Here is a 26,345-nt window from a genome sequence, read left to right as displayed (position 1 = left end):
GCGATGTTTCCGCATACATCGACTGGCGTTGCCATGCATCCAGCGTTCTCGGGGTTTCGCCGCTCTTCCGCGCAGAGAAATCTGTCCACTGCGGCAGATTTGTGCCAGGAAGTTCCATCCGTAGACGCCGAGGACACCAACGCCCTGGTCATGGAGATTTTCTCGGCGCGGCGCGACATGGGGAGCCTGGCGGTAATCGACGATCACCGCCCAATTGGTCTGATCAATCGCGATATTTTCATGTCGCAAATGAGTAAGCCTTTTCATCGCGAACTCTACGACAAGAAAAGCTGCATCGCGTTCATGGACAAAGAGCCGCTCGTCGTCGATGCCAACGTCAATATCGAAGCGCTGGCATTCAGGGCCGTCGAGGCCGGAGAAAAGGCGCTCGTCGACGGTTTCATCGTGACGCGCGACGGACGCTTCCTCGGCTTGGGCAGCGGTCTTCAACTGGTAAGCGCGGTTGCAGAAATGCAGGCGGAGAAAAACCATCAGCTCATGCAGAGCATCGAATACGCCAGCGTGATTCAGCGCGCCATGTTGCGTACTTCCAGTGAGACGCTGTCGACAAGGCTTCGCGACGGCGCGATGGTCTGGGAACCGCGTGACGTGGTCGGCGGCGATTTTTATCACTTTGCCGCCTTTCCGTACGGCTGGTTTGGCGCTGTAGCCGATTGCACCGGTCATGGCGTTCCTGGCGCTTTCATGACCTTGCTTGCTTCGGCGTCCTTGTCGAAGGCGCTCGAACAGATGGGTCCGCGCGACCCGGCCGCCCTGCTGGCAGCGGTCAACCGGAATGTCAAAGGCCTGTTGGGGCAGGTGAACGATGCGGACGAAGGGAGCCAGTCCAACGACGGCCTCGATGCCGCATTCTTCTGGTTCGATCCCAAGGAGAGCGTGCTGCATTTCGCAGGGGCAAGGGTCTCGCTGCACATCCTGTCACCCGACGCCGTACAGTTCGAGACGATTACGGCAGACCGAATGGGCGTGGGTTATGTCGACAGCGGCGCGGACTATGCATGGAGCCTGCACTCGACTCCGGTAACGGCTGGCAGCCTGCTGTTCATTTGCACGGATGGCCTGACCGATCAGATCGGAGGCCCGCGAAACATCGCTTTCGGCCGACGCCGCGCGCTGGACATGATTCTCGATCATCGAACAGAACCGCCATCGACAATCTGCGAGCACCTTCGGCTGGCGCTCGCCGAATGGCAAGGTGCGCAACCACGCCGCGATGACGTCACGCTTTTTTGTGCCCGTATCTAGTCAAGTCCAAGAATGTCTCAACTACCCGATCAAGACAGCGCTTTTTTCGAACTCGCGCAGCGACGCAACGTGCTCTTCTACCACAAGGGCTACTTCTCCCATAACGTCGTCGCAGCGATGGGCGAGGTTGTCAAGCTGCAGCTGGAAGTCGCCGGGGTAAGCGGTCCGACCCGCCGCAAACTCTTCTCGTCCTTTATCGAGCTGTCGCAGAACATCGTCCATTACTCATCGAATGCGCTTCAGCCGGCTGACGAAGGCGGAGGTGCGATACGCGAGGGAGCGGTGTGCATTTCCAGGGACGGCGAGCATTATGCGATGTTGTGCGTCAATCCAATGGCGACCGACGAGGTCGAGAGCTTGCGGAACAAGCTGGAACCGCTGCGCAACATGTCGCTTGAAGAGATCCGGCAGGCGTACAAGGTAACGTTGCGCGCCGACACGCCGGCGAATAGCAAAGGCGCAGGTCTGGGTTTTCTGACCATGGCGCGCGATGCGAGTGCGCCCCTTGAATTCGCTTTTCATTCGCGTGCCGACGAACCCGGCACCACGCTGTTTTGCCTCATGGCCATTATCTGATCAAGGAGGCATACGAGCCATGGATAATCTACACATTGCCGCTACGACGACCTCGCCCGAGGTCGATTTCCGCTTTCATCAGCACGCGTTGTCGATCAAAGGCGAGTCATATCCCGAGAATGCGGCAGCGTTTTATGCTCCCGTCATCGAGCAGTTGCGCAGGTATCTGACTGAGAACGCCGGGGCCGTGATCACCATCGACGTCGCTCTGACCTACTTCAACAGTTCGAGCACCAAGATGCTGTTCAGCATGTTCGACACACTGGATCAGGCGGCGCAGTCGGGAACCCGCGTGTTGATGAACTGGTACCGCGACGAGGAAGATGAGACGATCGCCGAGTTCGGCGAAGAACTGCGGGCCGATTTCTGCGCAATCGAGTTCACGGATCGTCCCATCGCGGACGAGGGACGATGAGGATGCCTTCGATATCCTTGCGCGAATTAATCCCGGGCGCCACGCCCGATCTGTTCCAGAACGAGAGCGCCGCACTGGAGCACGCTCGAGCGACGCACGCCGCTACCGATGCTGATGCCACCGACTATCGCCGGTCATTGGGTGAACTCATCGAACACTTCGAACGTCTGATGCGCGAGACACGGCGTCTGATTGGACGCAGCGATCGCGCCGAGCGTGAAATGCAATCGCTCGCTCAACAGCTACTGCATCGGGCGTCGCACGATGCGTTGACCGGCGTGCTGAACCGCAGTGCTGTAATCGAACGGGCCACCAGGACTTTGCGCTTTAACAGCGCAGTGATGATCGTCCTCGACATCGACGAGTTCAAACGGATCAACGACGATTACGGCCATCCCACGGGAGACGCGGTGATCCTGGGTGTCGTCGATTGTCTCCGGCGAATTGTCGGTGAACAGGGCTTTGTTGGGCGCGTGGGCGGCGAAGAGTTCACCGTGCTGTTGCCCGGTCATGAATCGGCCAGTGCAGCGCTTCTTGCCGAGCGCATGCGCGTCGCCATCAGCGATACGCTGATCGTTCCACCGGTAAATCGTCGCATTTCCGCCAGCTTTGGTGTCAGCGTCAACGAAATCGGAACCGGCTTCGATACAGCATACTGCCTGGCCGACGCGGCGCTGTACCGCGCCAAGCGCGGGGGGCGCAACCGCGTGGAGTTTGCCGATCAATAGGCCGGTTCTACCGCCTGGCACACCCAGCCGGGGCGGTCATCCCGTGCACGTTGGGAGAATTCAGGATTGAGGAGGACGACGCCAGGCGTTACGTTACGATACAGTTGCAAAGCGACTAAAGAAGGCCTTGCGGCGCGACCGGCAAATCAAGGCACAAGCCAAAGTCATCGAAGCCGCTTGAACATGCGCATTGCATTCGTAACGAATCTTGAGCCGTTATCTTGAGCCGTTAAAGCGAATGCAGCCATGCAATCGGGCGCTCCACTGGCAAGGGGACGGCTGCACTCATGTACACATGGCATAGAGAGAAAATCAACGCGAAGTTGCTCCGGCCGATCGGGGCGGCTCTCATCACCATGCCTGCGACGGTGAAATTGATAGCGGCCGTCGTGATCATCGGCCTCGTGCTGGCTTCAGCATGGCTGGTCTATGCGATGGGAGGAATCCGCTATTCCTGGTCGCACCTGATATACATTCCGGTCGTGCTGGGCGGCTTCGCGTTTGGCATTCGGGGCGGCATACTCACGGGCATCGCCAGTGGCCTGGCCCTCGGGCCGCTCATGCCGATCAACACGCTCACGGGCGAGATGCAGACGTTCGTGAACTGGATCTACCGCCTGATCTTCCTGTGTATCAACGGTGCGCTGGTCGGCGCCTTGTCGCACTTGTATCGCCGATACCTGCACAAGCTGGAATGGCTGCGCACCCATCACGAGGGTGCAGACGTACTCAATCTTTCGGGACTGACCCAGGCGCTCGACGCAAAAATACGCAAAACGCCCAAAGGGATCACGCTAATCGTCTCGGTGATCCAGCTTAATGCCTTTCTCGACATCCAGAATACCTTCGGATCCAGTTTCAGCACGCGCCTGCTGGCACAGATCATCGATCGCACCAAGCAAATCGTGCCGCCCAGGTCCCTGCTTGCGCTGATTCAGGATGACCGGCTGGCGATCGTGGCCGATGACGTCGAGTCGCGCCAGTTGGCGCTCGCTCGCATTGAGGGGATCTTCGACGAGTCGTACATCGTGGATGACGTCCCCATTCACGTGGACGCGAGCATCGGTGTGGCGCATTTTCCGGATCACGCGCGGACGGCCGAGGGTCTGCTGCAAAAAGCATGCGTTGCCATGTATTCGGCGAATCTGGGCAAATCCCCCAGCGCGCTCTACAACATTGCAAACGACCGCACCAGCAAGGAAAACCTGAGTCTGCTCGGAGCGCTGCCTGGAGCCATCGCCCGCGGCGAGTTGTCGGTCTGGTACCAGGCCAAAGTTGCGCTGTCCACCAACGATGTGGCTGGCAGCGAGGCCCTGGTGCGCTGGCTTCACCCGCAGCGCGGTTTGATCACTCCAGGTCTGTTCATCCCACAGGTCGAAGAGACGATGCTGATCGACCGGGTTACGCGTAACGTGATCGCCACGACATTCGCCGATGCCGCAGCCTGGCGTGCAGCGGGATACCCGCAGCGGGTGGCGGTGAATATTTCAGTGCGCAATTTGCGCGACCATGGGCTGCTCGATGCGATTGACCTCAATGCCAGGCACTGCGGCCTGATGCCGGACGACATCGAACTGGAAATCACCGAGAGCGCGGTCATGATGGATGTCGACCATGGCATCCGCGTCATTTCGGAGCTGCGCGAGCGCGGATATCGCGTGGCCATAGACGACTTCGGGGTGGGTCACTCTTCGCTGGCCTACCTGCAAAAAATGCGCGCTTCGGCCCTGAAGATCGATCAGATGTTTATCAGGACGCTGGCCGTGGATCCCAACAATCAGAAGATCGTCCGCGCCATCTTGCTGCTGGCCAGGTCTCTGGGATTGGAGACGGTGGCCGAGGGCATCGAGGATCCGGTCTCCCTGTCGCTGCTACGCGAATGGGGTTGCGATTATGGACAGGGCTATGCGATTCATCGCCCCTCGCCAGAACCCGAGTTCCGGCACTTCCTCGAGTCGCGGATGGCCCCATCGCTTTCATCGTCTTCGTAGGCGCGTTGAACGTCGTGCCGCAATTCGTGAGCGTCCCCGGTATCGGAATGCGATAGCGCATTGATAAGCCGCAAAAAATCACGCGCTATAGCGCGTGATCGAAAACCACCACCGAATTACGATCGGCTTTCTTCGCCTTATACATCGCCGCATCACAAGATGCGAATCAGATCCGAAGTTTCCGCCGCATGATCAGGATATAAAGCAATCCCGATACTCGACGATATATTGAAAACAAGCGCATCATCAATCGCAAAGGGATGACTCACTGAAGCCCGGATTTTCTCCGCCACACTTACCGCGCCATGTACGTCCGAAACATACGGCAGCAACACGACAAATTCATCCCCGCCAATACGGGCAACCGTATCGGAAGATCTCACACACTCCTTGATACGATTTGCAGCCTCAACCAGCAGCCAATCACCAATCTCATGCCCATAAGCATCGTTAACCTGCTTGAATCGATCCAGGTCCAGGAATAAAAGCGCAACCTTTCGATTCTCACGCCTGGCCAGACCAATGGCTTGATCGGCACGGTCGTACAGTAATCTCCGATTTGGCAGACTCGTAAGTTCGTCATGGAATGCAAGATAATCCAGCCTGCGCTGAATATCTTTTTGCTCCGTCACGTCATAGTTGACGCCAACCATGCGCACAGGAGATCCAGCCATATCGAATGTCGTTTGCGCGATTGCTTTAATATAGTGAATTGATTTATCCGGCCAGATAATTCTAAACTCCGCCGTAAATTGCTTCTCACCATTGAGTGCAGCGTGTATCTCGCCCTCCATCCTCTTCATATCGCCAGGGTGAATTGCACTAATCCATAACTCATACGCCCCGCTAAAATCTTCTTCCCGGACGCCGTAGAGCTTGTACATCACCTTATCCCAGACCAGGCTGTTGTTTGCGATATCCCAATCCCAAACGCCAACAATGCCGGCTGATGCAGCAGCTTCAAGACGCTCCTTGGCATCTGCGAGCGCTTTCGTTCTCTGAATAACCTGCTTCTCGACGTTTTCCCAGGCGATTCTTGCACGGTGTTCAGCAATGCTTTGCTTCGCGATAATGGTCGCGAGGCCAACCAGCATTTTTAAAATGTCCGGAATTTTTTCTTCCGCGATAATTGGGACCTCGGACAACGCCTTGAAATACGCATCCCGATTAAAGCCATATTCTGCGCACTGAGCCTCAAAGTACGTTTCATCTGGAGGGACTACGAAAAACTGCCCTATGAAAATATTGGCGATATGCTGCCCTTCAATGACGATCGGGGCGGCACAATCCATCAATCCATTGTGGCATTTATAGATTGCATGGTTATGCCCGTTCTGCATCTGCGTAGAAAGACTTCTATCGCTCTCCAAACAGCGCGATAGCGTGCCGGAATTCATCCGATGAAATTCAATACAGATTCTCTGCCAGGGTGAAGAAGCAAGCACCAGGCCATTAAAATCAATAATCGCAACAGGCAGCCCAACAACCTCGAGGAAACTGGCAAACACGTCATTCATCAAACTGAAATCCACCAATTCAGCCAGATTGAATGCCTCATTATGAATATTCCGTTGGGATGCCAATTCCAGATTCCACTTCGCGAAGAGCGGGTCACGCATCTTCTTTAATTTTGGGTTGCGAACGAAGAGAATAGGCTTTTCTTCTTTATTGAATTTCATTGTATTACAAGCGGTCTCATTCGCGAGGACAGCCACCCGGAAAATCAGTGACACATCCGAGATAGTTATGTTGCCGCCTTTTTGCACCCGCGCACCCGCTCAAGCCATAGTGCGAGGCGCAAAAATGGCCAGCGTTATAGTAGATAAAATCCGCATTCGACGTCAAGCCCCGCACGCGAACCAAAGCACAATTTTCATATCATACGAAACACCGATAACGTTTGCGATCAATATTAAAATCCTGTGACGGGTCACACAAAACTAAAATCAATGACAAATGAAATTCCCCCATTACCATGGGTGAAATCGATTTCAATTCACAGTTTATAAATTGATGCTTTGACGCATTATCGTGTATTGCAGTTGGTCCGCCAGGATCGGCGAATGGCCGATTTACCCGGATTTCGTCGAACGGCGCAAGGCCAATGCAGCGATGAACGAGCCGCACCGGGAGGGTTTCTTTGGCGGTACGGAGAAGTTCTATACCGGCTATCCGACCCTGAGCGAAGCACAAGCCATCTGAAGACGTCGTTATGCCGGTCGCTGTTCTTCTGCAGCGCACCGGTCTTTTCATCGCATCGACATGCCGGTTGTTCGGCAGCGCCCGACCTGTTCCCCGATTCGAAAACGGGCATCGATAACCGCGAATTGCGCCGCCATCCCGGCCGGCCTATGCTCCGCCGGATTCCCCGTCCTCCTCGCCTAGAACGCCAAACTCGACGGGCGTCTTCACGTAAAAGAGATGTACACCCTCCGCACGCAAGCGTTCGAACAGCCGATCGGTCTCATCGGTTGTGAGCGCCATGACGATCGAGAGGGGTTGATCGGCTAACTCGAAGAAACCCGCCGAGTGGATGCGATGATGGTGCCCAATGCCCTCGGCTGCGGCCTGCACGGTCGCGCCGTGCAGCCCCATCTCCCTGGCGAGATGAATAAGCCAGTCGGCAACCGGCTTGCCATGATGGCGGCGATCCTGCTGAGTAAAGAATGTAAGTTGAAAGCCCTTCATGGCAATGCTCCCTCAGCGAGCGTTGAACGCGCCCGGAGAAATGGCGAGGATGGGTTTCTACATCGTGCGTGCAGCGTCCTTTTTGCTTGTACTTCTGTCCGGACGGGAACTGCAATATGCCGACGTAGCCTGTTCCGGCGCGACCGGCTGGATCGGCGCTTTCCGTTCAGGCATTCGCAGGCATCATCGGCCGCTTGTGGGCGGCGGTTATCGGAGGCATGCCACCTCCATAGCGGAAATCATACGCGCAGCCGCCATTACGTACGAACCGTACGAACCGTACGAACCGCACGAACCGCACAAGCGCGGCCCCTGCTCCGGCTCGCTTCGCGCGACGACGTCATGCTGCAACGCAATAGCCAGCCCGCCAATGCCACGCAATGGTGTGGATCGCCTGGCACTCCACTGACGATCAACGATCGGCGCGGTCAAAGCCGGCCGCGTGCTCGATCACTGGGGACACGTCTGCCCCCAGCTGCAATGTGCGCGCCACGCGCTTACGGCTTGCTTTCCAGGTGCCCGAACGCTTCGCGCTTCGACGCGGTCATAGTGTGCGATCTGCCGTGCCTGTGGCCCTTGCCCGGCTGAATGCCTGCACGGTCTGCGATCGTGTCGGAGCGGTCAGCGGCGCGCGCGAGACCTGCGTCGCGGTCGCCAGAGTTGAAGCCGTTCGAATGAGCCTGTGCCGACGCGCTCATATGGCCGGCGGAGTTGCCACCGACGCCACCGGCGCCACCCATGCCACCGCCGGCACCGCCCATGCCGCCCCCACCGTGACCGCCGGCTGCCGCCATTGCCGTCGTCGTACCAAGCGCAAAGAGCGCCGCAGCCAGCGTGGTTACGTAGTGTCGCTTGTTCATTTGATGCTCCCTTCGAGCGTCTTCAGGTAAATGAATTGTACGAATGCGATGCCGGAAGATCGCTACACCATGTAAACATTCGTAACGTAATGTGTTCACGATTTCAACCTGCAACAATGAAGGACGGCCACGCAGAACGCGCACGGGCTGCGCTTTAGCCGCTACCGCGTAAAGCGGCTGCTTGCCGATGCGGGTTCAACCCGTCGATGCAATGACCTGGCGATATCGCCCAGCCCGGCTCACGCATTCGCTGTCCCCGGTTCTGCGGCTTCGTCGCGCACAAAGCGCCCATAACGCAAGGCCAATGTAGGCAGGACGATCAGGTTCAGTGCGGTCGAGGTAATCAAGCCGCCAAGAATGACGATCGCCATTGGGCCCTCGATTTCGTTGCCCGGCGCGCCGCTCGTCACGGCGAGCGGCGCCAGCGCGAGCGCGGTAACCAGCGCGGTCATGAGGATTGGCACCAGCCGCTCCGACGCGCCGCGCACCGCGGTGTCCATATTCCAGGTCAGCCCGTCGACGAGCACGAGATGCTCATAGTGGCTGATCAGCATGATCGAATTGCGCAGCGATATGCCGAGCAGCGTGACGAAACCCACCATGCTGCCAAGCGACAGGTTCGCGCCGGTCAGCACTACGCCCAGGACGCCGCCCACCAGCGCGAATGGCAGGTTGATCATCACGAGCAGCACGGCGCGCCGGTTCTTCATCGCCAGGAACAGCAGCAGTGCAATGCCCACCAGCGCAATCCCACCATACGCAAGCAGGTCGCGCTGCGATTGCGCACGCGCTTCGCTCTCCCCGCTGAAGACGGCATAGGTGTCCGGCGGCATCCTGATCTCGCGATTCACACGCGCCTGCGCTTCCTTCACGAAGTCACTGACCGCCCGGTTGCCGAGATTCACCGACACCGTTTGCACACGCTGGCCACCGTCGTGCGTGATCTGGTAACGGCCGGCAACCTGCCGGATCGTTGCGAGCGCAATGAGGGGCACGGCGAAGCCATCGGCATTGCGCACCATGAGTTTGCCCACGTCGCTCACCGAGCGGCGTTGCGCAGGAGCGAGCACGACTGCGACGTCGTATGTGCGACTGCCCTCGTAAATCTGCGAAACGCTCACGCCCGCGTACGCGGCCTGAATCGCATCGAGCACCTCCACCGGGCGAAAGCCCCAGCGACTCAGTGCGTCGGGGTTCAGCCTCACATCCAGTTCGGGAATCCCGGGCGGAGAATCCACCCGCACACTGGCAACGCCGTGGATCGTGCCGATCAGTTGGGCGATCTGCTGTGCCGTGCGGTCGATGACATCGAGGTTGTTGCCGAAGACGTTCACCACCACGGGGGCGGTCGTACCCGAAATGGTTTCGTCGATGCGTTCCTCCAGAAACGTGTTGACCGAGGTGGAAAGCCCCGGAAAGCCCGCCATCGCCTGGCGAATCCGGTAAAGCGCCCAGCTCTGTCCCGATGCACCCATCGGCTTGAGGTCGACCTCGAACTCGGAAAGCTGCACGCCGGTCGGATCGACCACGCCGTTTGCACGGCCTGCGCGCTGGGCCACGAGACGCACGCCCGGCACCTGCATCAGCGCGTTCGAAACCTGCGTGCCGATGCGCATCGATTCGGCGAGCGACGTGCCCGGCGCGAGTCCCATGTGTACCGTGTAATGACCTTCGCGCAGTTGCGGAATAAAACTCCCGCTCATGAACGGCAGCGCCGCGAGCGCTGCGGCGCACATCACCGCGACGATCGCCATGACCACTTTCACGTGCTGCTCGACCGTGGTCAGCAACGCGACGTAACGCGTCTTTAGACGCCCGATCAGGCGTGGCTCCCGCTCGGGCAAGGGTCCTTTCGCCAGCAGTGCGAGCGCCATCGCAGGCGTGAGCGTCAGCGCGACGCCAAGCGACGCGAGCACGGCGAGGATGTATGCGATGCCCAGCGGGGCAAAGAGCCGCCCACCCAGACCCGGGAGCGTGATCACGGGCAGGAAGATCAGCATCACGATGAATGTTGCGAACACAACAGCGCTGCGGACTTCGAGCGAAGCGCGCAGCACGACGCGATACGCTGGAAGCGGCTGGGCCAGTGCGCGGTTCTCGCGCAGACGCCGGTAGATGTTCTCGACGTCGATGATGGCGTCGTCGACCACCTCACCGAGCGCGATGGCAAGCCCGCCCAGTGTCATCGTGTTCAGGCTGACGCCGAACGATGTGAGCACAATGATCGCGACCAGCAGCGACAGCGGAATGGCGGCTGCGGAAATCACCGCGGTGCGCACGTTGAGCAGGAACAGGAACAGCACGGCGATGACCAGCACGGCGCCGACGATCAGTGCCGTGCGCAGGTGACCGATGGAAGCGTCGATGAAGTTGGCAGGCCGGAACACGTTGGTATTCACGTCCACGCCCTGGCGAGCGAGCGCTGGCGCGAGCCCGGCGAGTGTCTTTTCGATGCCGCGCGTGACGGCCATCGTGTTGGTCCCGTACTGGCTTTCCATGACGACCATCACACCGGGCTTGCCCATGATCGACGCCGCGCCCACGGGCGGTGCACTGCCCCAGGTCACGCTGGCGACGTCGCCGAGCCGAACCGCCGCGCCGTTGCTGGAACGCAGCACGACACCGGCGAGTTTTTGCGGTGTCGCGATCTGGCCATCGGCATTGACAGCAATGCGCTGGTTGCGGTTTTCGATGAATCCGGCGCCGCGTACGCCCGTAGCCTGGCGCGCCGCGGCCATCACATCCTGGATCGACAGGCCGTGGCGCATCAGCTTCGCGGGGTCGACCTGGATCTGCAACTCGCGCGTCTCGCCGCCGAACACGATCACGTCGGCAACGCCTGACGTGCTCAGCAGCTGAGGTTTGATCGTCCACTGGGCGATGTCGTAGAGGTCCGCGAGCGAACGCGTCTTCGAAGTGAGGCCGATCGTGCGCACGACGCTGGTCGTCGTCGTGAGCGGCAAAAGCTGGGGCGACGCGACGCCCGCCGGCAGCGCGCCCGCGAGTCCGCTGACGCGCTCGTTGACGAGCTGCCTGACCTGCATCACGTTTGCATGGTCGTCGAACACGAGCGTGACCGAGGACAGGCCCTGCATGGACCGCGAGCGAATCGACTGCAGGCCGGTCATGCCGCCGAGGGCATTTTCAACCGGCTGTGTGACGAGGGCTTCCACCTGCTCGCTGCTCATGCCCGGCGCGGCCGTCTGCACGATGCTCATCGGCGGCGCGAATTCCGGAAAGACGTCGAGCCGCGCGCGCGTCAGCGTAAACAGCCCGTAGCCGGCCACCATGACGGCCAGCGAAAAAATGACGCCGCGAAAGCGCAGCGAAAAGCGGATGATCGCGCTAAGCATGGGGCGTGTTGTCGTGTTGTTTCGGGCAGGTCATGCGCAGGTCAGTCGTCGCACTCGGGCGGGTCCTTGCAGGCGGTGGCGATGCCCTGCGGCTTGAGCTCTTCGGAGAGCAGCAGTTGCGCGCCCTGCGTCACGATGTCATCGCCAGCGTTGAAGCCGGACGTCACCACGAAACCGTGCTCGCCCTCGTTACCCGCAGGCACGTAGCGGCGCGTGAAGTGCCCAGGCGCAGTACGTACGTAGGCCCATGTCTGGCCGCCGTACCACACCACCGCATGCTCGGGAATCAGCAGCCCGGACAGCGCCTCGCTCGACGTCGGCACGCGCGCGCTCGTGCGCAGGTTGGCCGGCAGCGGGGCGTCGGCGACGTATAGCCACGGCGTGCCCTGCACGGCCGGATCGGCGAGCGGCGACGCGGAAAGCCGTTGAGCAGGCAACGTGCGGCCGCCGGGTGTGTCGACCGCGATCTGCACAGGCGGCGTTGCGGCGAAGCCGGAAGGCAACGTGACGCGCAGCACAATCGACTGGCCCGACTGGAGACGCTGGAACAGCTTCGAGACCGGTGCTGCAGCGGCGTTCGCGAGCGCGTCGCCGAACTGCTGGCGCATCGTGCCGTCGAGGCCTGCCAGCGTGACCCGGGCCGATTGCAGTTTCGCCTCATCGCCTTGCATCGTTGACTGCGCAGCCAACAGGCTCTTCTGGGAAATATTGCGGTCGTCGGCGAACAGCGTGCGGCTGCTTGCGTACTGCATTCGCGAGCTGGCCGCCTGCGCGGCGAATGTATCGACGTCCGCGCGTGCGGTGGCAAAGCGGTTGCGCAGATCGAAGAGCGGCTGCAGATCGATGACCGTGGCGTCGGCACTGATGCGCGACTGGCTCGTGACGGCAGCAAGCGGCGCGACTTCGATATGACTGGCGCTTTGCGCGTCGGCGCTCAAGACCACGACTGTTTCACCGTTGACGGTCTGCACGGCGGACGGCGGCGCCGACTGCGCCGCGGCGGTCGATGCACCGGGCGCGTCGAACATCTGGTTGATGATGTACCAGCCCGCACCCGCGCACAGGGCGAGCGAAACGACACCAGGAAGAATGAGCGGGAGTTTCATCGTGTTGCCCCCTCACTGAGGGTGTGAGTCGCCGTTTCATGCGCGAGGGGCAACTGCATCGCATCTTCGAGTGCGCCAGCAGCCTGCTGGACGACAACTTCGGCATCGAGATGGGAGGTTTCGCTCGTCTGATAATCGGCTTTCGCCTGGGTGTAAGTCAGCCGGTCCGCATCGCCGCTTGAGAACGCAGCAGCCTCACTGTCGAGTTGACGGCGGGCGTTCGTCAGATGGTCATCGGAGATCCGCAATGCGTCGATGCTCGCCTGGTAGCGCGCCAGTGCGTGCGCGAGATCGCCAATGATCTTGTCTTGCAGCGCGCCGGTGCGGATTGCCGCCTCCTTGCGTCTGGCCTCGGCCTGTTTAATGCCGCCCTGGTTCTGGTCGAAGATCGGCAGCGCGATACCGGCCAACCCGAATGCGAACTTGTTGGTGCCAGTGTCGTACGTGTAGCCAGGGCCGAGATGGATGTCCGGATACTGTTTCGCGATCTCGAGCTGGAGCGCCGATTCAGCCGCAGCGTAGTCGGCCAGCGAGGCGCGCAGATCGGCACGATGGAAAATGGCGGCGCGCTGCGCATCCGCTGCCGGTGGTGCAGGCGCAGCCGTGCCAAAAGCGCTGATGTCGAGCGTCACATTGTCGAGTGCGGCGACCGGCACGCCGATGGCGGCGCTCAATTGCGCGCGCGCATCCTGTTCCGCACTGCGCGCGGCGGCCAGATCGCTCTGGGCCTGGGTATCGGCCAGCACGGCGGCGTTGACGTCGGGTTGCGAAAACTGGCCGACTGCGAGACGGTGGCGGCTCATCACCGTGATCTGCCGCTCGGCTTCCGCCTTTGCGGACAGGAATGCGATGCGGCTGCGGGCCGCGTACAGCGCGAGCATGGCGTCACGAACCTGCGCACGGACGGCCCACGCCGCACTCAGGATGTTTAGCCGTGCTGCCTCGGACAGGTGAGCGGCCTGATCGACGCGATAGCCGCGCTTGTGTGCGGTTTCGATCGGGATGTCGAGCGCAGGCCCCCAGGTGAAGGGCGCGCCAGGCCCGGGGTTGGGCGTGTCGTACTGGAACGGCAACTGCAGAACAGGGTTGGGAATCGCGTTGGCGACGTCGATGCCGGCTTTGGCCGTGTCCCATTGCGCGCGCGCGAGGTCGAGCGCGGGGCTGTAGCAGAACGCCGCCAGAGTGAGCAACGCGCGGTTCCAGACCGCAGGCGGCCACGGTGCAACATCGTGCCCCGCTTCGCGCGCGACGCACGCGTGCAGTTCCTCGCTCGCCAGTGAGCGCTGCTCGAATTGCCGGGCAAGCTCGTCGGGGGCGATCGGCTGGGGATGAAAGGTCGCACAGCCGCCGATGCCAATCAAGGCAATCAATGATGCAAGTGAAAGCGCGCGGCGCATGCTGGCATCCCATCGGACGTTGTGCCGCCCGAACGGGCAGCTTCCGGGGCGGATGCTACGCCAGTGCTTGTGAAGTTTTCGTCAAGAACCTGACAAGAACCCATCAGGAAACTGAGCGGTTCTCGTGAAGTCGGCTCATGCTTCGTTCGCCGCCGGCAGGCGAAGCGAAACGCGGGTGCCAATGCCTGGCTCGCTGCCGATCTCGATGGACCACCCGTAGCGATCGCACAGCTTCCTGACGATAGACAGCCCGATCCCGACACCCTGCATCGCACTGTGTGACGAGCCTGTCTGATAGAACCGCTCAAAGACATGCGGGAGCGCCTGGGCCGGAATACCCGGCCCCGTATCTTCGATGCACAACCAGCCATCGACATAGCGAAAGTGAAGACGTCCGCGGTCCGTATGCCGTACCGCGTTGTCAACGATGTTGGCGAGCACGATTGCGAGCGCAGGCCGGTTTGCTGCGACCCGCAGTTCGCGGTCCACGTCGATAACGGTGTCGAGTCCCTTTTGCGCGAGCTGATCAGCGAATGGTGCCAGCGCGGTTTCAATCATCTTCGCCATTGCGACCGGTTCGACATCGCGCGCCGAATCCTCCCTCGCAAGCATCAGCAGCGCGCTGGTGAGTTCGCGCATGTTGTCGGCCGCTCGCTCGATCTGCTGCAAACGCGCGCGAGACTTGCCACTGATCGCCGCATCCTGTTCAAGCAGTTCGCAGCTTGTCTTGATGGCCGTGAGCGGCGTGCGAAGCTCGTGGCTGACATTGCCCGTGAATTCCTTCTCACGCGCAATCATGTCGGCCATACGCTGGTGATAGTCGTTGAATGCCTCCACGAGTCCGACGAGTTCGGTCTCGTCATATCTGCCGGGCTGAATCGGGGCGGATTCGCCGAGCCGTAGTTCTTTCACCTGTCGCGCGAGCCCCGCCACCTGCCGCACCAGCAGACCCGACAAACCGAAGGACAGCCAGATCGTGAGAAGCGCGAAGATGCCCGTACCCGCCATCAGCACATTAATAACCTGCTTGAAGTGCTTTTCGTAGATGTTGAAGTTGTACACCCGGTACAGGCGCGCCGTGCCGAGCGGCGCAATCGCGACATGAATCTCCCGCCCGTCGATGATGATCTCGTGCGTGCCGAAAGGCAGGCCCCTGACCGACTCGGGCAACGTAACCGACTCGCGGTTCGCGCCCGATACATAGCCGCCCATCCGTGCATCGAATGGCGGCAGCAAAGACGGATCGGCTTCGTAATTCTTGAGCACGCTCGCCATGTCATCATGGACAAGCGCCGCGATCAGTTTTTCTTCCTGGTTTTCGGCCAGCGCTTTAACGCCAAACGCCTGTGCCAGCAGCAGCGCGATGCCCAGCACCGAGAAGAAAAGCGCGACCTTGAAGCGCAGGCTATTTCGTATCATGACGGGTCGCCGCGAGTCGGTAGCCGACGCCATGGAGCGTTTCGATAACGTCCGGCTCGCCGGGTCCGCACAGTGCCCGGCGAAGCGTGTAGACATGTGTGCGCAACGTGTCGCTATCCGGCAACTCGTCGCCCCAGACTTCGGATTCAAGCTCGGCGCGGCTAAAGGTGCGGTGCGGCGACTGCATCATGATGCGCAGCAACTGAAGACATTTGGGAGGCAGCTTGACCGGCCGCCCGGCGCGTTCGACGGTCATCGTCGACAGGTCGAGGCGCACGTCCGCAAATCGAAGATCCATGCTGGCAACCTGGCCGCGATAGCGCTTGACCATGGCGCCAAGACGCGCCCCCACTTCCTTCAGGGAAAACGGTTTGACCAGGTAATCGTCCGCGCCGTGCGCGAACCCCTTCAGCTTGTCGTCAAGTGCGTCCCTTGCGGTCAGCATCAGCACCGGTGTGTCGCGGCATGCCTCTTCGCGCAGCCTGCGACAGAGCGTGAGACCGTCCATACCAGGCAGCGACAGATCGAGCAGGATGGCATCCCACGCATCCGCAAGCGCCATCTGCAGCCCGGCGTTGCCATTGGAGGCCACATCGACCGCATAGCCGCTTGCCTCAAGATAGTCGTAGAGGTTCGCGGCTATCGCGGAGTCGTCTTCGACAATAAGCACCTTCATGGACATCCCTTCATCGCTCTCGGGCAGCATGATAGCCGATGCTACCGTAGAACTCCGCGCGTCGCGATGGCGTAAGTCCGGTGAATTCGTCGAGCCGTCTAGCGTGTGCGTACCGTTGTCAGGAACGTATTGTGTGGTGAGTCGTCCTGAGGCTTCGCGATCGCCGGATCGTCACGCAATTGCGCGAGTGGAGTTGCAATGAAGTCGAGCGCCAATCCTGGGCCGCGTTGACGATCGGCACCTGGCTATCGGGGCGCCGTAGTGGCTGCGGGTCCGGAGAGACCCGGCAGCGGTGACTTTCCTGCGCCAGCCGCATCATTGGGAACGGTTGTCGTTGATGTGTTGTCCTGCATGAGCGCCTCTTCCGACTTCTTGTTGAGGACGATGATGCTGATGCGTCGATTCTCCGGATCGAGCGGATCTGCCTTGTTCAAATTCTGCGTCGCAGCGAGCCCAATGACACGCATAACCTTGCCAGTATCGAGGCCGCCTGCAATCAACTCGCGGCGCGATGCGTTTGCGCGGTCGGTGGAGAGTTCCCAGTTGCTGTAGCCCTTCTCGCCATGCGGGTAGGGAACGGCGTCAGTGTGTCCCTGAACAATGATCCGGTTGGGCACGCCGTTGAGCGTGCCTCCAATCGCCCTGAGGATGTCGTGCATATACGGCTCGACCGTGTCCCGCGCGGTTGCGAACATCGGGCGCTTCTGCGAATCCACGATCTCGATACGCAGCCCCATGAGCGTCGAGTCGATCCGGATCTGTTGTCTGAATTGCCGCAGATCCGGATTGGCCTGCAACGCCGCCATCAACCTGATCTGAAGGTCATGCAATCGGACCTGTTCCCGCAATGCAACATCGCGGCTCTGCAGTTTGCCGGTGTTGTCATTCGCCCGCTGCGCCGAGTGCTCGCCCCGGTCGAGGTGACCATCCGTTTGCTGCGTGTCGCCGTGGCGGTCAGTGGCAACGTCCCGGCCTCCCGCCTTCAGGACGCCCGAATCCACCGCGCTGCGCTCCCCGCCCCACAGCGTGAGTTTCAGGGGCTGCTTGAAGAAGTCGGCGACGCCCTGAATCTGAACCCTGGACTCCATGCTCACCAGCCACATCAGCAGGAAAAAGGCCATCATCGCGGTCATGAAGTCCGCGTAAGCGAGCTTCCACGCACCAGTGCGATAGACCTTGCGGTCGGACGTGACGTGTCTCACGACAATCCTTCGATCCCTGTCCCTCCTCCGCATCACCGATTCTCCCAGGCTGGTCGACTGCGCCCGACTCCCTTGTTTCTTACATGAATATTGGTCCGCGCCGCCGGATAACTGAATTACGGCAAGATCTCAGGTCGCCTTGATTGCCGGAGTTTGTCATTCGACAAACCAACGCCGCGCAAATCGCTATCGTCATTTTCCTGTCGCGCTTGCCGTGCAGCACCACCCCTTGTAAACGCTGATTGACGAACGCGGTAGAGACCGCCCCATTCAGCGCGAGACCCGGCTTTTGTAATGTACGATTTGGGCGAAACAATTTTTAAAACGCTTTTATAGGTTATGGCGATGTATATCGTAGAACTCTCGTATCTGAAGCCCCTTAACGCCATTGAAATCCAGTTGGAAGCACATCGTAGTTTTCTCGATGAGCAATATGCCAATGAAGTGTTCCTCGCGTCCGGGCCCAAAAACCCGCGCGATGGAGGCGTCATTCTTGTGAGTGGCCGCGTCAGCCGCGCGGAACTGGATGCGATTCTTGCGCGCGACCCGTTTTATCAGCATGGCTTAGCGGCTTACCGCATAACGGAATTCGCTCCGGTGAAGTCCCATCCCATGCTGAACGGCATTCTGTAGCAATTTCTCGATGAATTCGATTACCTGGAAATCAGGCGGTGGCATGGACTGCCTGGAGTTGGGCAATCGTCGGCCGATGCAGTCAGTCGTCGTTGCCCGCCTTCGACGTTCCAGCCTGCCTAAAGCAATCATTCTCCCGTCGACTAACGATTCCAAACTTCGCCACGGGCAAACGTCTCATCGGTCCATGCCAGTACCGTCGAAACCCGCGAAAGGTGCCGCTGGCCGCAGCCGAATACGGAAGTTCCGGAACCGCCGTGCGCCCCCCGGAGATGGGTGTGCCCAGTGCAACGACACCCCGATACCGATGACACAGCGTAGCGCTTGACTTAGAGTGCACTCGAAGTCCTAACCTCGGGTTCGTCATGTCGAAATCGCTAACTATCGGTCAGGTGGCCGCAGCCACTGGTGTCTCCGCGCATACCTTGCGTTATTACGAGCAGGCGGGCCTGCTGCGCCCGACAGGACGGACTGCCGCCGGACATCGGCTGTACTCGCCGTCCGATCTGGACTGGCTGCAATTCGTCATGCGCCTGAAAGCGACAGGTATGCCGATAGCGTCGATAAAGGCGTTTTCCGACCTTCGCGCGCAGGGCGACTCGACCTACGGCGCGCGACGCGAAATGCTCGCTACGCATCGTGTTACGGCCCTGCGGCATCTCGCCGAACTGCAGACCAGTCTTGCGGCGATCGAGGACAAGATCGCCTGGTACGAGTCGGCAGTAGCGAACGCGGTACGGCATGACGGCAGTTTTCGACCACATCAACGCAACGAGGACCCGTCATGGACAGAGGATTCAACACAGCGAACACGAGTCAGGACCGATACGAGCGGGGCTGGAAAAAATTAAGGGAGATCGACGGCGAAGTTGGGGAGAAGGTTGTCGCGGCGCTTGCGCCTATCGCTCCCGACTTCAGTCGCATGCTAATTGAATTCGGTTTTGGCGATATCTACAGCCGGCCTCAACTCGACCTGCGTGCTCGCGAGATTGCGACGATCGCGGCTCTTGCCGCACTCGGCAATGCCCAGCCACAACTGAAGGTTCATATCGAAGCAGCGCTGAATGTGGGCTGTACGTGTGAGGAAATCGTGGAGGTGTTCATGCAGATGGCGGTTTACGCTGGCTTCCCCGCAGCCCTGAATGCGTTGTTTGCTGCCCAGGAAGTGTTTTCCGCGAAGGGCGTGCAGTAGAGCCGGTCGGCGCACGACGCGTGCGCCGTGTCCCCGACCTTGGCGAAACATGTACTGCGGGTCCGGAGATTGGGCGACGTCGATCGTGTCTTCATGTGGATTGGACTACGCCGCGTCCGCATGCTTGCTGCAACGGGGCATCTGTATCAAGATCGAATCGCAGCATCAGAAACGAGCGACTCCCATGACAGACGATCCTGATCTCGATCCTGCTTCGGATCCCGATAAGCTGAAGGGCCCAGGCGGCATGACGTTGCGGCAGATTCATGAACAGGTGCAGAAGTCCGTCCAGCGCGACCGCGAAGCACAGGCTGCGCACACGCCCGCCCCGCCGCAAAGCCGGTGGCAGCGTTGGGTGCGCTACGTATGGGGCCGCAGCGGGCGGCGCTAGCCTCGATTTGATAAGAACGTACCGGTCAGCCGCCGCGCTTCCGGGATCGACCGTTCGCGACGACGAATTCAACCGGCGACAAGCTGCCAAACGCTACAGACCTGCAGACATCTCGTCCGGCGCAGATTCAACGGCGCTCGGTAATCGGCCCCTCGGCATTCACGCGCCCGACAGCACCGGCAGGGCCGCCGACGGTAATCGGGCCGTCCACTTCCAGATCGCCGTGCACGATCAGCGGGCCGTGCACGGTGAGCGGGCCATCGAACAGGTTTTCTCCCCGGCGCCTGCGTACGGCGGGATCGTTGAACGGAATCCGTTCGATCCAGTCCGCCGTGATCGGCCCGCGGGCGTAGATGTCACCGGCGACTGTGAGCGAGCCATCGACGGTCAACGGCCCGCGCACGACGGCCGACCCGGTGATGCTGAGAGGCCCCGTGGTAACGGGCTGGGCAAACGCTGATGCGAAAAAGACGGAGGACGCCAGCAAAACCGCGCCTGCCGCGGTGCCCCGCATTAGCGCCGGGGTAATGCTCGTTCCGAGCCTCGCAATGAAGCGTTTCATGTTACCTCCTGGTCGGCGCAACTTACGCGCCCGCAGGCCGCTCGCGCAATTTGCGACGGCCGACTGCCCTCAAGCAGGTACCTACGGTACTTTTCACTCTAGCCAGGAAGGTTACGAACACAAGCGAAAGTGGCCAATGGCCCGACGAAATGCTGGTGGAACGCGAGGAAATTTCTCGCTGTCTGGTGGCCCGATGGCCCGATGGTCGATCCGGTCTATTGCGGCCAGACTGGCACGAACTCCTTCCACGATTAGCCGCGCGCTGCAGCGCAACGGAGGCAAGCAACGTTATCGAGCGAGTCAGCCGGATGCGCTCGCCTGGGATCGTGCACCTCGCCACGGCAGACTGCGCGCAGGACGAATACGCGCCGCGTTCCCGGTAGTCCTCGATGAACCATTTTTCAAAGCGCGAGCCGGTCACCTTAAAGCCAACTGAACAGACCGGAATCGCCCTGGGGACACCTGCGCATGGCGTCTGGCTCCGCCCTCGATGGCACGCATCCCGAAAGGTAACGCCGTCGCCAGGATCTCTTTATCCGTAGCTCTCTTTGTGGCCACAACGGTCGGGTTCGCCCGGTTTTCCGCGGCCACCTTCTTTGCTTCTTTTGGCATGCGCGAATATATGGAACGGAAAAATACCTCAGGCAGTTGATGTTCCACCCTCGCATGTACCCGCGCGCCGAAACGGCGTCAAATGGTCGTCCGGCTCGCGCGAACGCGCCCCTCGTTTTCCCGTCGGCAGCGTTCGTTGTCATGCACGGCGCCGCCAACGACAAAGGGAGGGCTCGGTCCTCGCCGAGCGGCGTCAAATTCGAGGATAACGCAACGTTTTTGGACAACCGCACACTCGCAGCGCCTGCGCCGATCCGGGCTTTCATGTTCGTCCCTTCATGACGGGCGGCGCGCAAGCGCCGGTATAGCCCATACAGTACGCACGCGAACCCGAATGCAATCGAAGCCTGCCAGCCGAAACGCCAGATAAGCGCGACAGTCCGCTCGATCGTCGCCGCGAACATCGCGCCAGCGACCACGGCCACCGACGCCCAAAGCGCAAGGCCCGCGCCATCCTGCAGAATGAACGAGCGCAACGGGATCGCCATAACCCCGCATAACAGCACCGAAACGAACGAGAGCCCAGGAACGAACCGGGCGACGACAAGAACACGAACGCCCCAACGCCCGAAGAAGCGCTGCATTGGCCCGATGCAGGTCTGCCGTGCCATCAGCAGTTTGCAGACGCTGTAAAGCGTGCGAACGCCGTAACGCTTGCCGCACTGAAACCAGACCAGATCACCGAGTACTCCGCCAATGACGGCAGCCCCCACCACCTCGCCCAATTGCGTGAAGGTCGACGACAACCCGCCCGTTGCAAGCGACATGCTGGCACCGACCATAATTAACGTTGGCGAGGCCGGTAGCGGCAAGCCGACGGAAGACCCAAACACATTCAGGAAAACGATCAGCACGCCGTACCGGGCGATTAATTCGGATAACAACATGATGTTCTCCTTTCTCCCGCGGGATTCGATGCAGCAAAGCCTCGACAAGATGCTGGATTCGACGGCGATACGAAGGCGTACGGTCGAACATATGCTGGCCGCGCGGAACTGGCGCGAAGTCCGTTTCGTTTCAATGGGGGGGCGCAGATGCGCGTCAGCACGGAACAGCTGGCTGCCGGTGGCCATCAAAATGCCGCTACCGTTTATGCGGCCATCGTCGAAACGGATTGTAGGTCGGTGCATCGCGCGGCAGTAGCATCGCGAATGCGTTCACCATGTTGCCCGGGCGGCAACAATCGCTGTCATGCGCCATAGCGGCATGAACCTGGTTGCTATCGATGGACGCGCGCCTGTCGTCGAGATAGCGCGAAAGCGCTTCCCAACGCTGGAGGCTGTAGTCGAGAATTTTCGCAACGGCGAAGCCTTCGGAAACAAGCTTGCGCTGCACAATCGGCCATTCGTGCAAGACATCGCAAAGCGGCGTGGCCCGTGACTGATGCTCGACGGTTTTACCGTGGGCCCTCGGTGTTTTTCTTCACGGATTCCTCAAGCAGCCAATCCCGCCGATGAAGCATCGGCGATATCCGGATTAAATCGGGTCATGCAGTTCAAGTCGAGTGCGCGTATCTGTTCGGTCATGAAGTCGACGAAGATCCGGATGCGCGCCGGAAGATGTTGCCGGCTGAGATAGCAGATATAGTGGCCGCGATCTTCCGGCACATGCTTCGCCATTGCGACGACGAGTTCGTTCGATGCGATATGGTCGCGAATCTGATAGCCCGCCATCTGCGCAATGCCCGATCCGTTCAGAACCGAGCGCAACACCAGATCCGCGTCGTTGAACGTGAGGCGGGACGTCGGCAGGTACTTTTGCACTCGGCCATCGACATTGAATTCCCATTCGAATATGCGTCCGCTGGCAAAACGGAAATTGATGCACTCGTGCCGGCGCAGATCCTCCAGACTCTGCGGGAGGCCATGCCTCGCCGCATACGACGGCGCCGCGCAGAGCGCCATCTGCATCGGAATCAGTTGCCGGGCAATGATGCTGGAGTCCTCGATGCGTCCATTGCGGAACGAGACGTCGATCCGCTCCGACACCAGATCGATCGGCCGGTCGTCGAGCAGCAGATCGATCAAGATGTCGGGGTAAGCCTGAGCAAACGTTTCCAGCAGCGGCGCAACGACTCTCCTGCCAAATCCCACCGCGGAACTGATACGAATGAGGCCGCGCGGCGGCCCCTGCCGCAGTTCCAGCATGTCGTTCATGGCCTCCACGATCTGCGCAACGCCCTGATGGCAGTTCTCGAAGAATCGTTGGCCTTCGCGCGTCAGTTCGGTCGTGCGCGTGGTCCGCTGGAACAACCGCGTACTCAACTGCGTTTCCAGCTTCTGGACGTTCCGGCTCACGGCCGGCCGGCCGACTCCGAGACGTTCGGCGGCCTTGGTAAAGCTCCCCTCGCTCGCCACGGCGACGAATGCAAGGATGCCCGCATAGCTCGCACCAAAGCTTGCCGACAATGCATCGGCGCGACTGGCCAGGTCGCGGCGAGCGCCATGCTCCGATGTATCCGATTGATTCATTTCCGCCGCCCCAGACATACCGCTCATCCCGATTGCCCGTCGCCGGCCCACGCCGGCGAACCGCCACAAGTGCGAACGCGAATCAGCCTCGTGCAAGCCACTCGTCGAGACGGATGCGGCCGAGTCGCGCGGGCCCGAGCGGCACGAGCGACTTTTCCTCGACACGGCCGCCGTAGTAGCGGGCGTCGCGATCGGTCACAACCGCGCGCGTGTCGCCGGCCGACTTCAGATAGCGCGCGACGATCTCCGCGAACGGCGCGCGATCCGGGCCCGCGATCTCGACCGTGCCGTTCAGCGGCCCGGCGAGTGCGAATTGCGCGATGAGTGCCGCGACGTCTTCTGCCGCGATCGGCTGAAACAGTCCGTCGCCGATGCGCACCGTGCCGCCTTCCGTGCCGAAATCCGCAATACCGCCGATGAATTCCATGAATTGCGTTGCGCGCACAACCGTGTACGGAACGCCCGCCGCTTCGATCGCCTGTTCCTGCGCGACCTTGGCCGCGAAATAGCCGTTCTCCGGCATCCGGTCGCAGCCGACGATCGACAGCGCAACGTGATGGCGCACGCCTGCGGCCACTTCGGCCTTGCCGAGATTGCGTGCGGACGTGCGGAAGAAGTCCAGTACCGCCTGCGGTTCCCATGACGGCGCATTCGCCACGTCCACGACGACGTCCGCGTCCGTCAATGCGTCGGTCAGGCCTTCGCCCGTGATGGTATTGACGCCGGTGCGCGGCGATGCGGCTAGCGCTTGATGGCCCGCTTCGCCGAGCAGCGTGACGACACGCGAGCCGATCAGGCCCGAACCGCCGATGACAACGATCTTCATCGCAAACTCTCCTGACACAAGGATTCGATTTGAACGCGTGGGCACGTGACGAGTGCCGTATCCGACGAAACGCTTACAACGGCCGCATCGCGTGTCGCAATTGTGAAAGAATCATGTCCTGGCCATAAGTGCCAAGAATCGTCGACTGGACTAGTCCAAGTCGCACCTGCTCCCGTCACGCACGAGACCGCCATGTCTGCGCAAACACCCGCACTGACCATCGAAATCGACCGGCAGCACCAGTTGCCGGTCTATCTGCAGATTTGCGAGCGGTTCAGAACCGCGATTGCCGCGGGTCATCTGCGTCCCGGCGATCGCGTGCCCGCGCTGCGCGGTCTGGCAACGCAACTGAACACGGCGCGCGGCACCGTGGAGCAGGCTTACACGATCCTGGTGGACGAGGGATATCTGCAAATGCGCGGCGCGGCAGGCACGTTCGTATCGCCGTCCCTGCCGGAATCGCACACGCGCTCGTCGCCCGCGCGTGCCGGCGAACACGCGCGGCATGCCGCACGACAGTCAGCCTCCACGGCGCCCTCAGCCAATCGCCGTCGCGATGAGCGGCGAGCCGCGCCCGCTGCAGCCCGGGATCCCGGCGCTCGATGCATTTCCGCGCAAGGTATGGCACCGGCTCGTGTCGCAGCGGGCGCGCAGCAGCGAACGCGCACTGCTGGGCTACCCGAATCCGGCCGGCTACCGGCCGCTGCGCGAACACATCGCCACTTATCTGACGCTATTGCGCGGCGTCACCTGCGTGCCGGAACAGGTGTTCGTCACCGGCGGCTACCGCTCGACGCTGGAACTCGTGCTGCGCAGTCTCGCGCGTCCGAACGACCGTGTGTGGTTCGAGGATCCCGGCTATCTGCTCGCGCGCAGCTTCCTGTCCGAGACCGGCGTGCAACTCGTCCCGGTGCCGGTGGACGTCGACGGGATCGACGTCGAGCGCGGCATGCAACTGGACGCGCAGGCACGCTTCGCGCTGGTGACGCCGTCGCATCAGAGCCCGCTCGGGCACACGCTGTCGCTTTCCCGTCGCATCGCACTGCTCGATTGGGCCGAAAAAATGTCGGGCTGGATCGTCGAGGACGACTACGACAGCGAGTTCCGCTATCTCGGCCGCCCGCTGCCTGCTTTGAAGAGTCTCGACCGGCGGGATCACGTGATCTATTGCAGTACCTTCAGCAAGGCGATGTACCCCGGTTTGCGGCTTGCGTACGCGGTCGTGCCGGAGCGCGCCGTGGAGCGCGTCGAACGCGTGGCGTGCAGCATGAATGCCGGCTCGCCGGCGCTCCTGCAGGCGGCCCTGGCCGATTTCATCGAACAGGGGCACTTTGCCCGGCATCTGAAGCGGATGCGTACGCTGTACGGCGAGCGGCGCACGCTGATCGTGCACGCATTGCGGCAGGCGTTCGGCGAACGGCTGATCGTCGAATTGCCGCTAGGCGGCATCCAGTTCGCAGTGCGGTTCACAAAGGGGCCCGAAGGGCCGGTCGACGACGTCGCCGTCGCTGCCCGCGCCCGCGACGCCGGACTCGCGGTCTTGCCGCTGTCGATCTGGTATGCGAGCAACCGCACGCAGCAAACGCCGCGCGGCCTCATCATCGGGTTCGCGAACGTCGCCGATGCGCACGAAGCGCACCGTCTCGCACAAACACTGCGTGCCTGCCTGGACCGCTGACGTGCGGCACGCCGCACCCGACGCCAGGCGTCTCGTGAAAGTTCATGGCGGCGTACATCGTGTCAGGGCTTCGATTGGTGTCTATTGGTGTCTGGCGGGAAACAGACAATCGCCCTGGACGGCTATACCGGCGTCATTGGGGCTCCTCTAGCATCGAGGCATCTTTCCCGGTGGACGAACCAGGAATCGGGCTGCACCGGAAGATCGACGCATTCCTCATACGATAGACCGCTCCCCATGATTGCTTGAACACGCAATCGGCCCGGGCAGCTTTCGCAAGACGCTTCGACGAATGAACGACCA

At 61.0% G+C, this 26,345-nt stretch carries 23 protein-coding genes, 2 pseudogenes and 1 riboswitch; of the genes and pseudogenes, 11 read left to right on the top strand and 14 right to left on the bottom strand.

Features of this window, described 5'->3' with window-relative positions; translation table 11 throughout:
* The first annotated feature begins 150 nt into the window (after nt 1–150).
* The 5 genes from Q0L30_RS03985 (at nt 151) to Q0L30_RS03965 (ending at nt 4,976) form a co-directional block, all read left to right on the top strand.
* The gene (locus tag Q0L30_RS03985) at nt 151–1,266 is read left to right on the top strand and encodes a SpoIIE family protein phosphatase (RefSeq protein WP_296651628.1); all 1,116 of its coding nucleotides are present in this window, start codon (nt 151–153) and stop codon (nt 1,264–1,266) included.
* 12 nt (nt 1,267–1,278) lie between these two features.
* The gene (locus Q0L30_RS03980) at nt 1,279–1,842 is read left to right on the top strand and encodes a SiaB family protein kinase (protein ID WP_296651455.1); all 564 of its coding nucleotides are present in this window, start codon (nt 1,279–1,281) and stop codon (nt 1,840–1,842) included.
* A gap of 19 nt (nt 1,843–1,861) precedes the next feature.
* On the top strand, nt 1,862–2,257 hold the full coding sequence (locus tag Q0L30_RS03975; protein ID WP_296651452.1) for a DUF1987 domain-containing protein: 396 nt from the start codon (nt 1,862–1,864) through the stop codon (nt 2,255–2,257).
* Nucleotides 2,258–2,259: 2 nt separating this feature from the next.
* Nucleotides 2,260–2,985, top strand: coding sequence for a GGDEF domain-containing protein (locus Q0L30_RS03970; protein ID WP_296651450.1), 726 nt, complete (start codon nt 2,260–2,262; stop codon nt 2,983–2,985).
* Between the two features lie 287 nt (nt 2,986–3,272).
* Nucleotides 3,273–4,976 carry a bifunctional diguanylate cyclase/phosphodiesterase gene (locus Q0L30_RS03965; protein ID WP_296651447.1) on the top strand — a complete coding sequence of 568 codons (1,704 nt, stop codon included), beginning with the start codon at nt 3,273–3,275 and terminating at the stop codon, nt 4,974–4,976.
* 152 nt (nt 4,977–5,128) lie between these two features.
* On the opposite strand, the gene Q0L30_RS03960 is transcribed toward Q0L30_RS03965, so the two are convergent.
* Nucleotides 5,129–6,655: a PocR ligand-binding domain-containing protein gene (locus tag Q0L30_RS03960; protein ID WP_296651444.1), complete on the bottom strand. Its 1,527-nt coding sequence runs from the start codon at nt 6,653–6,655 to the stop codon at nt 5,129–5,131.
* A 352-nt stretch (nt 6,656–7,007) separates the two neighbouring features.
* Here Q0L30_RS03960 and Q0L30_RS03955 point away from each other — a divergent pair, with 352 nt between their 5' ends.
* On the top strand, nt 7,008–7,178 hold the full coding sequence (locus tag Q0L30_RS03955) for a hypothetical protein (RefSeq protein WP_296651442.1): 171 nt from the start codon (nt 7,008–7,010) through the stop codon (nt 7,176–7,178).
* Nucleotides 7,179–7,325: 147 nt separating this feature from the next.
* Here Q0L30_RS03955 and Q0L30_RS03950 read toward each other — a convergent pair whose 3' ends face one another.
* From Q0L30_RS03950 to motB, 8 genes are all read right to left on the bottom strand, one after another.
* Nucleotides 7,326–7,664, bottom strand: a complete 339-nt coding sequence (locus tag Q0L30_RS03950; protein WP_296651439.1) for a DUF190 domain-containing protein — start codon at nt 7,662–7,664, stop codon at nt 7,326–7,328.
* A 170-nt stretch (nt 7,665–7,834) separates the two neighbouring features.
* Nucleotides 7,835–7,902: riboswitch (Fluoride riboswitch) on the bottom strand.
* A gap of 259 nt (nt 7,903–8,161) precedes the next feature.
* On the bottom strand, nt 8,162–8,524 hold the full coding sequence (locus tag Q0L30_RS03945) for a hypothetical protein (RefSeq protein ID WP_296651437.1): 363 nt from the start codon (nt 8,522–8,524) through the stop codon (nt 8,162–8,164).
* A 239-nt stretch (nt 8,525–8,763) separates the two neighbouring features.
* Nucleotides 8,764–11,877, bottom strand: a complete 3,114-nt coding sequence (locus Q0L30_RS03940; RefSeq protein WP_296651435.1) for an efflux RND transporter permease subunit — start codon at nt 11,875–11,877, stop codon at nt 8,764–8,766.
* 41 nt (nt 11,878–11,918) lie between these two features.
* Nucleotides 11,919–12,983: a metal transporter gene (locus Q0L30_RS03935; protein ID WP_296651433.1), complete on the bottom strand. Its 1,065-nt coding sequence runs from the start codon at nt 12,981–12,983 to the stop codon at nt 11,919–11,921.
* A complete protein-coding gene (locus Q0L30_RS03930) occupies nt 12,980–14,380 on the bottom strand; it encodes a TolC family protein (protein ID WP_296651431.1) in 1,401 nt (466 codons plus the stop codon). The genes Q0L30_RS03935 and Q0L30_RS03930 overlap by 4 nt, the downstream gene beginning before the upstream one ends.
* Before the next feature lie 135 nt (nt 14,381–14,515).
* A complete protein-coding gene (locus tag Q0L30_RS03925) occupies nt 14,516–15,796 on the bottom strand; it encodes a HAMP domain-containing sensor histidine kinase (protein ID WP_296651626.1) in 1,281 nt (426 codons plus the stop codon).
* A complete protein-coding gene (locus tag Q0L30_RS03920; RefSeq protein ID WP_296651624.1) occupies nt 15,786–16,475 on the bottom strand; it encodes a response regulator transcription factor in 690 nt (229 codons plus the stop codon). Before Q0L30_RS03920 ends, Q0L30_RS03925 begins: the two co-directional genes overlap by 11 nt.
* Nucleotides 16,476–16,720: 245 nt before the next feature.
* The gene (motB, locus tag Q0L30_RS03915; protein ID WP_296651428.1) at nt 16,721–17,710 is read right to left on the bottom strand and encodes a flagellar motor protein MotB; all 990 of its coding nucleotides are present in this window, start codon (nt 17,708–17,710) and stop codon (nt 16,721–16,723) included.
* 312 nt (nt 17,711–18,022) lie between these two features.
* Here motB and Q0L30_RS03910 point away from each other — a divergent pair, with 312 nt between their 5' ends.
* From Q0L30_RS03910 to Q0L30_RS03895, 4 genes are all read left to right on the top strand, one after another.
* Nucleotides 18,023–18,310: a YciI family protein gene (locus Q0L30_RS03910; protein WP_296651427.1), complete on the top strand. Its 288-nt coding sequence runs from the start codon at nt 18,023–18,025 to the stop codon at nt 18,308–18,310.
* Nucleotides 18,311–18,675: 365 nt separating this feature from the next.
* On the top strand, nt 18,676–19,161 hold the full coding sequence (locus Q0L30_RS03905) for a MerR family transcriptional regulator (RefSeq protein ID WP_296651425.1): 486 nt from the start codon (nt 18,676–18,678) through the stop codon (nt 19,159–19,161).
* The gene (locus Q0L30_RS03900; RefSeq protein WP_296651422.1) at nt 19,095–19,502 is read left to right on the top strand and encodes a carboxymuconolactone decarboxylase family protein; all 408 of its coding nucleotides are present in this window, start codon (nt 19,095–19,097) and stop codon (nt 19,500–19,502) included. The genes Q0L30_RS03905 and Q0L30_RS03900 overlap by 67 nt, the downstream gene beginning before the upstream one ends.
* A gap of 184 nt (nt 19,503–19,686) precedes the next feature.
* A complete protein-coding gene (locus tag Q0L30_RS03895; protein WP_296651420.1) occupies nt 19,687–19,893 on the top strand; it encodes a hypothetical protein in 207 nt (68 codons plus the stop codon).
* Nucleotides 19,894–20,020: 127 nt separating this feature from the next.
* Here the strand turns inward: Q0L30_RS03895 and Q0L30_RS03890 are convergent, their stop codons facing one another.
* From Q0L30_RS03890 to Q0L30_RS03870, 5 genes and pseudogenes are all read right to left on the bottom strand, one after another.
* Nucleotides 20,021–20,455, bottom strand: coding sequence for a hypothetical protein (locus Q0L30_RS03890; protein ID WP_296651416.1), 435 nt, complete (start codon nt 20,453–20,455; stop codon nt 20,021–20,023).
* Between the two features lie 422 nt (nt 20,456–20,877).
* Nucleotides 20,878–21,954 (bottom strand): DedA family protein, encoded by a 1,077-nt coding sequence (locus tag Q0L30_RS03885; protein ID WP_296651413.1) that lies wholly within the window; start codon nt 21,952–21,954, stop codon nt 20,878–20,880.
* A gap of 328 nt (nt 21,955–22,282) precedes the next feature.
* A pseudogene (locus tag Q0L30_RS03880) lies at nt 22,283–22,453 on the bottom strand (transposase); the annotation flags it as partial.
* Nucleotides 22,454–22,500: 47 nt separating this feature from the next.
* Nucleotides 22,501–23,538 carry a LysR family transcriptional regulator gene (locus Q0L30_RS03875; protein WP_296651412.1) on the bottom strand — a complete coding sequence of 346 codons (1,038 nt, stop codon included), beginning with the start codon at nt 23,536–23,538 and terminating at the stop codon, nt 22,501–22,503.
* An 82-nt stretch (nt 23,539–23,620) separates the two neighbouring features.
* On the bottom strand, nt 23,621–24,364 hold the full coding sequence (locus Q0L30_RS03870; RefSeq protein WP_296651409.1) for an SDR family oxidoreductase: 744 nt from the start codon (nt 24,362–24,364) through the stop codon (nt 23,621–23,623).
* A 192-nt stretch (nt 24,365–24,556) separates the two neighbouring features.
* On the opposite strand from Q0L30_RS03870, the pseudogene Q0L30_RS03865 reads away from it, so the two are divergent.
* Nucleotides 24,557–26,042, top strand: a pseudogene (locus Q0L30_RS03865) (PLP-dependent aminotransferase family protein).
* Nucleotides 26,043–26,345: the final 303 nt, after the last annotated feature.

Source organism: Paraburkholderia sp. (genome assembly GCF_024281035.1).
GTDB lineage: Bacteria > Pseudomonadota > Gammaproteobacteria > Burkholderiales > Burkholderiaceae > Paraburkholderia.
This window is presented reverse-complemented; position numbering and strand designations above follow the sequence as displayed.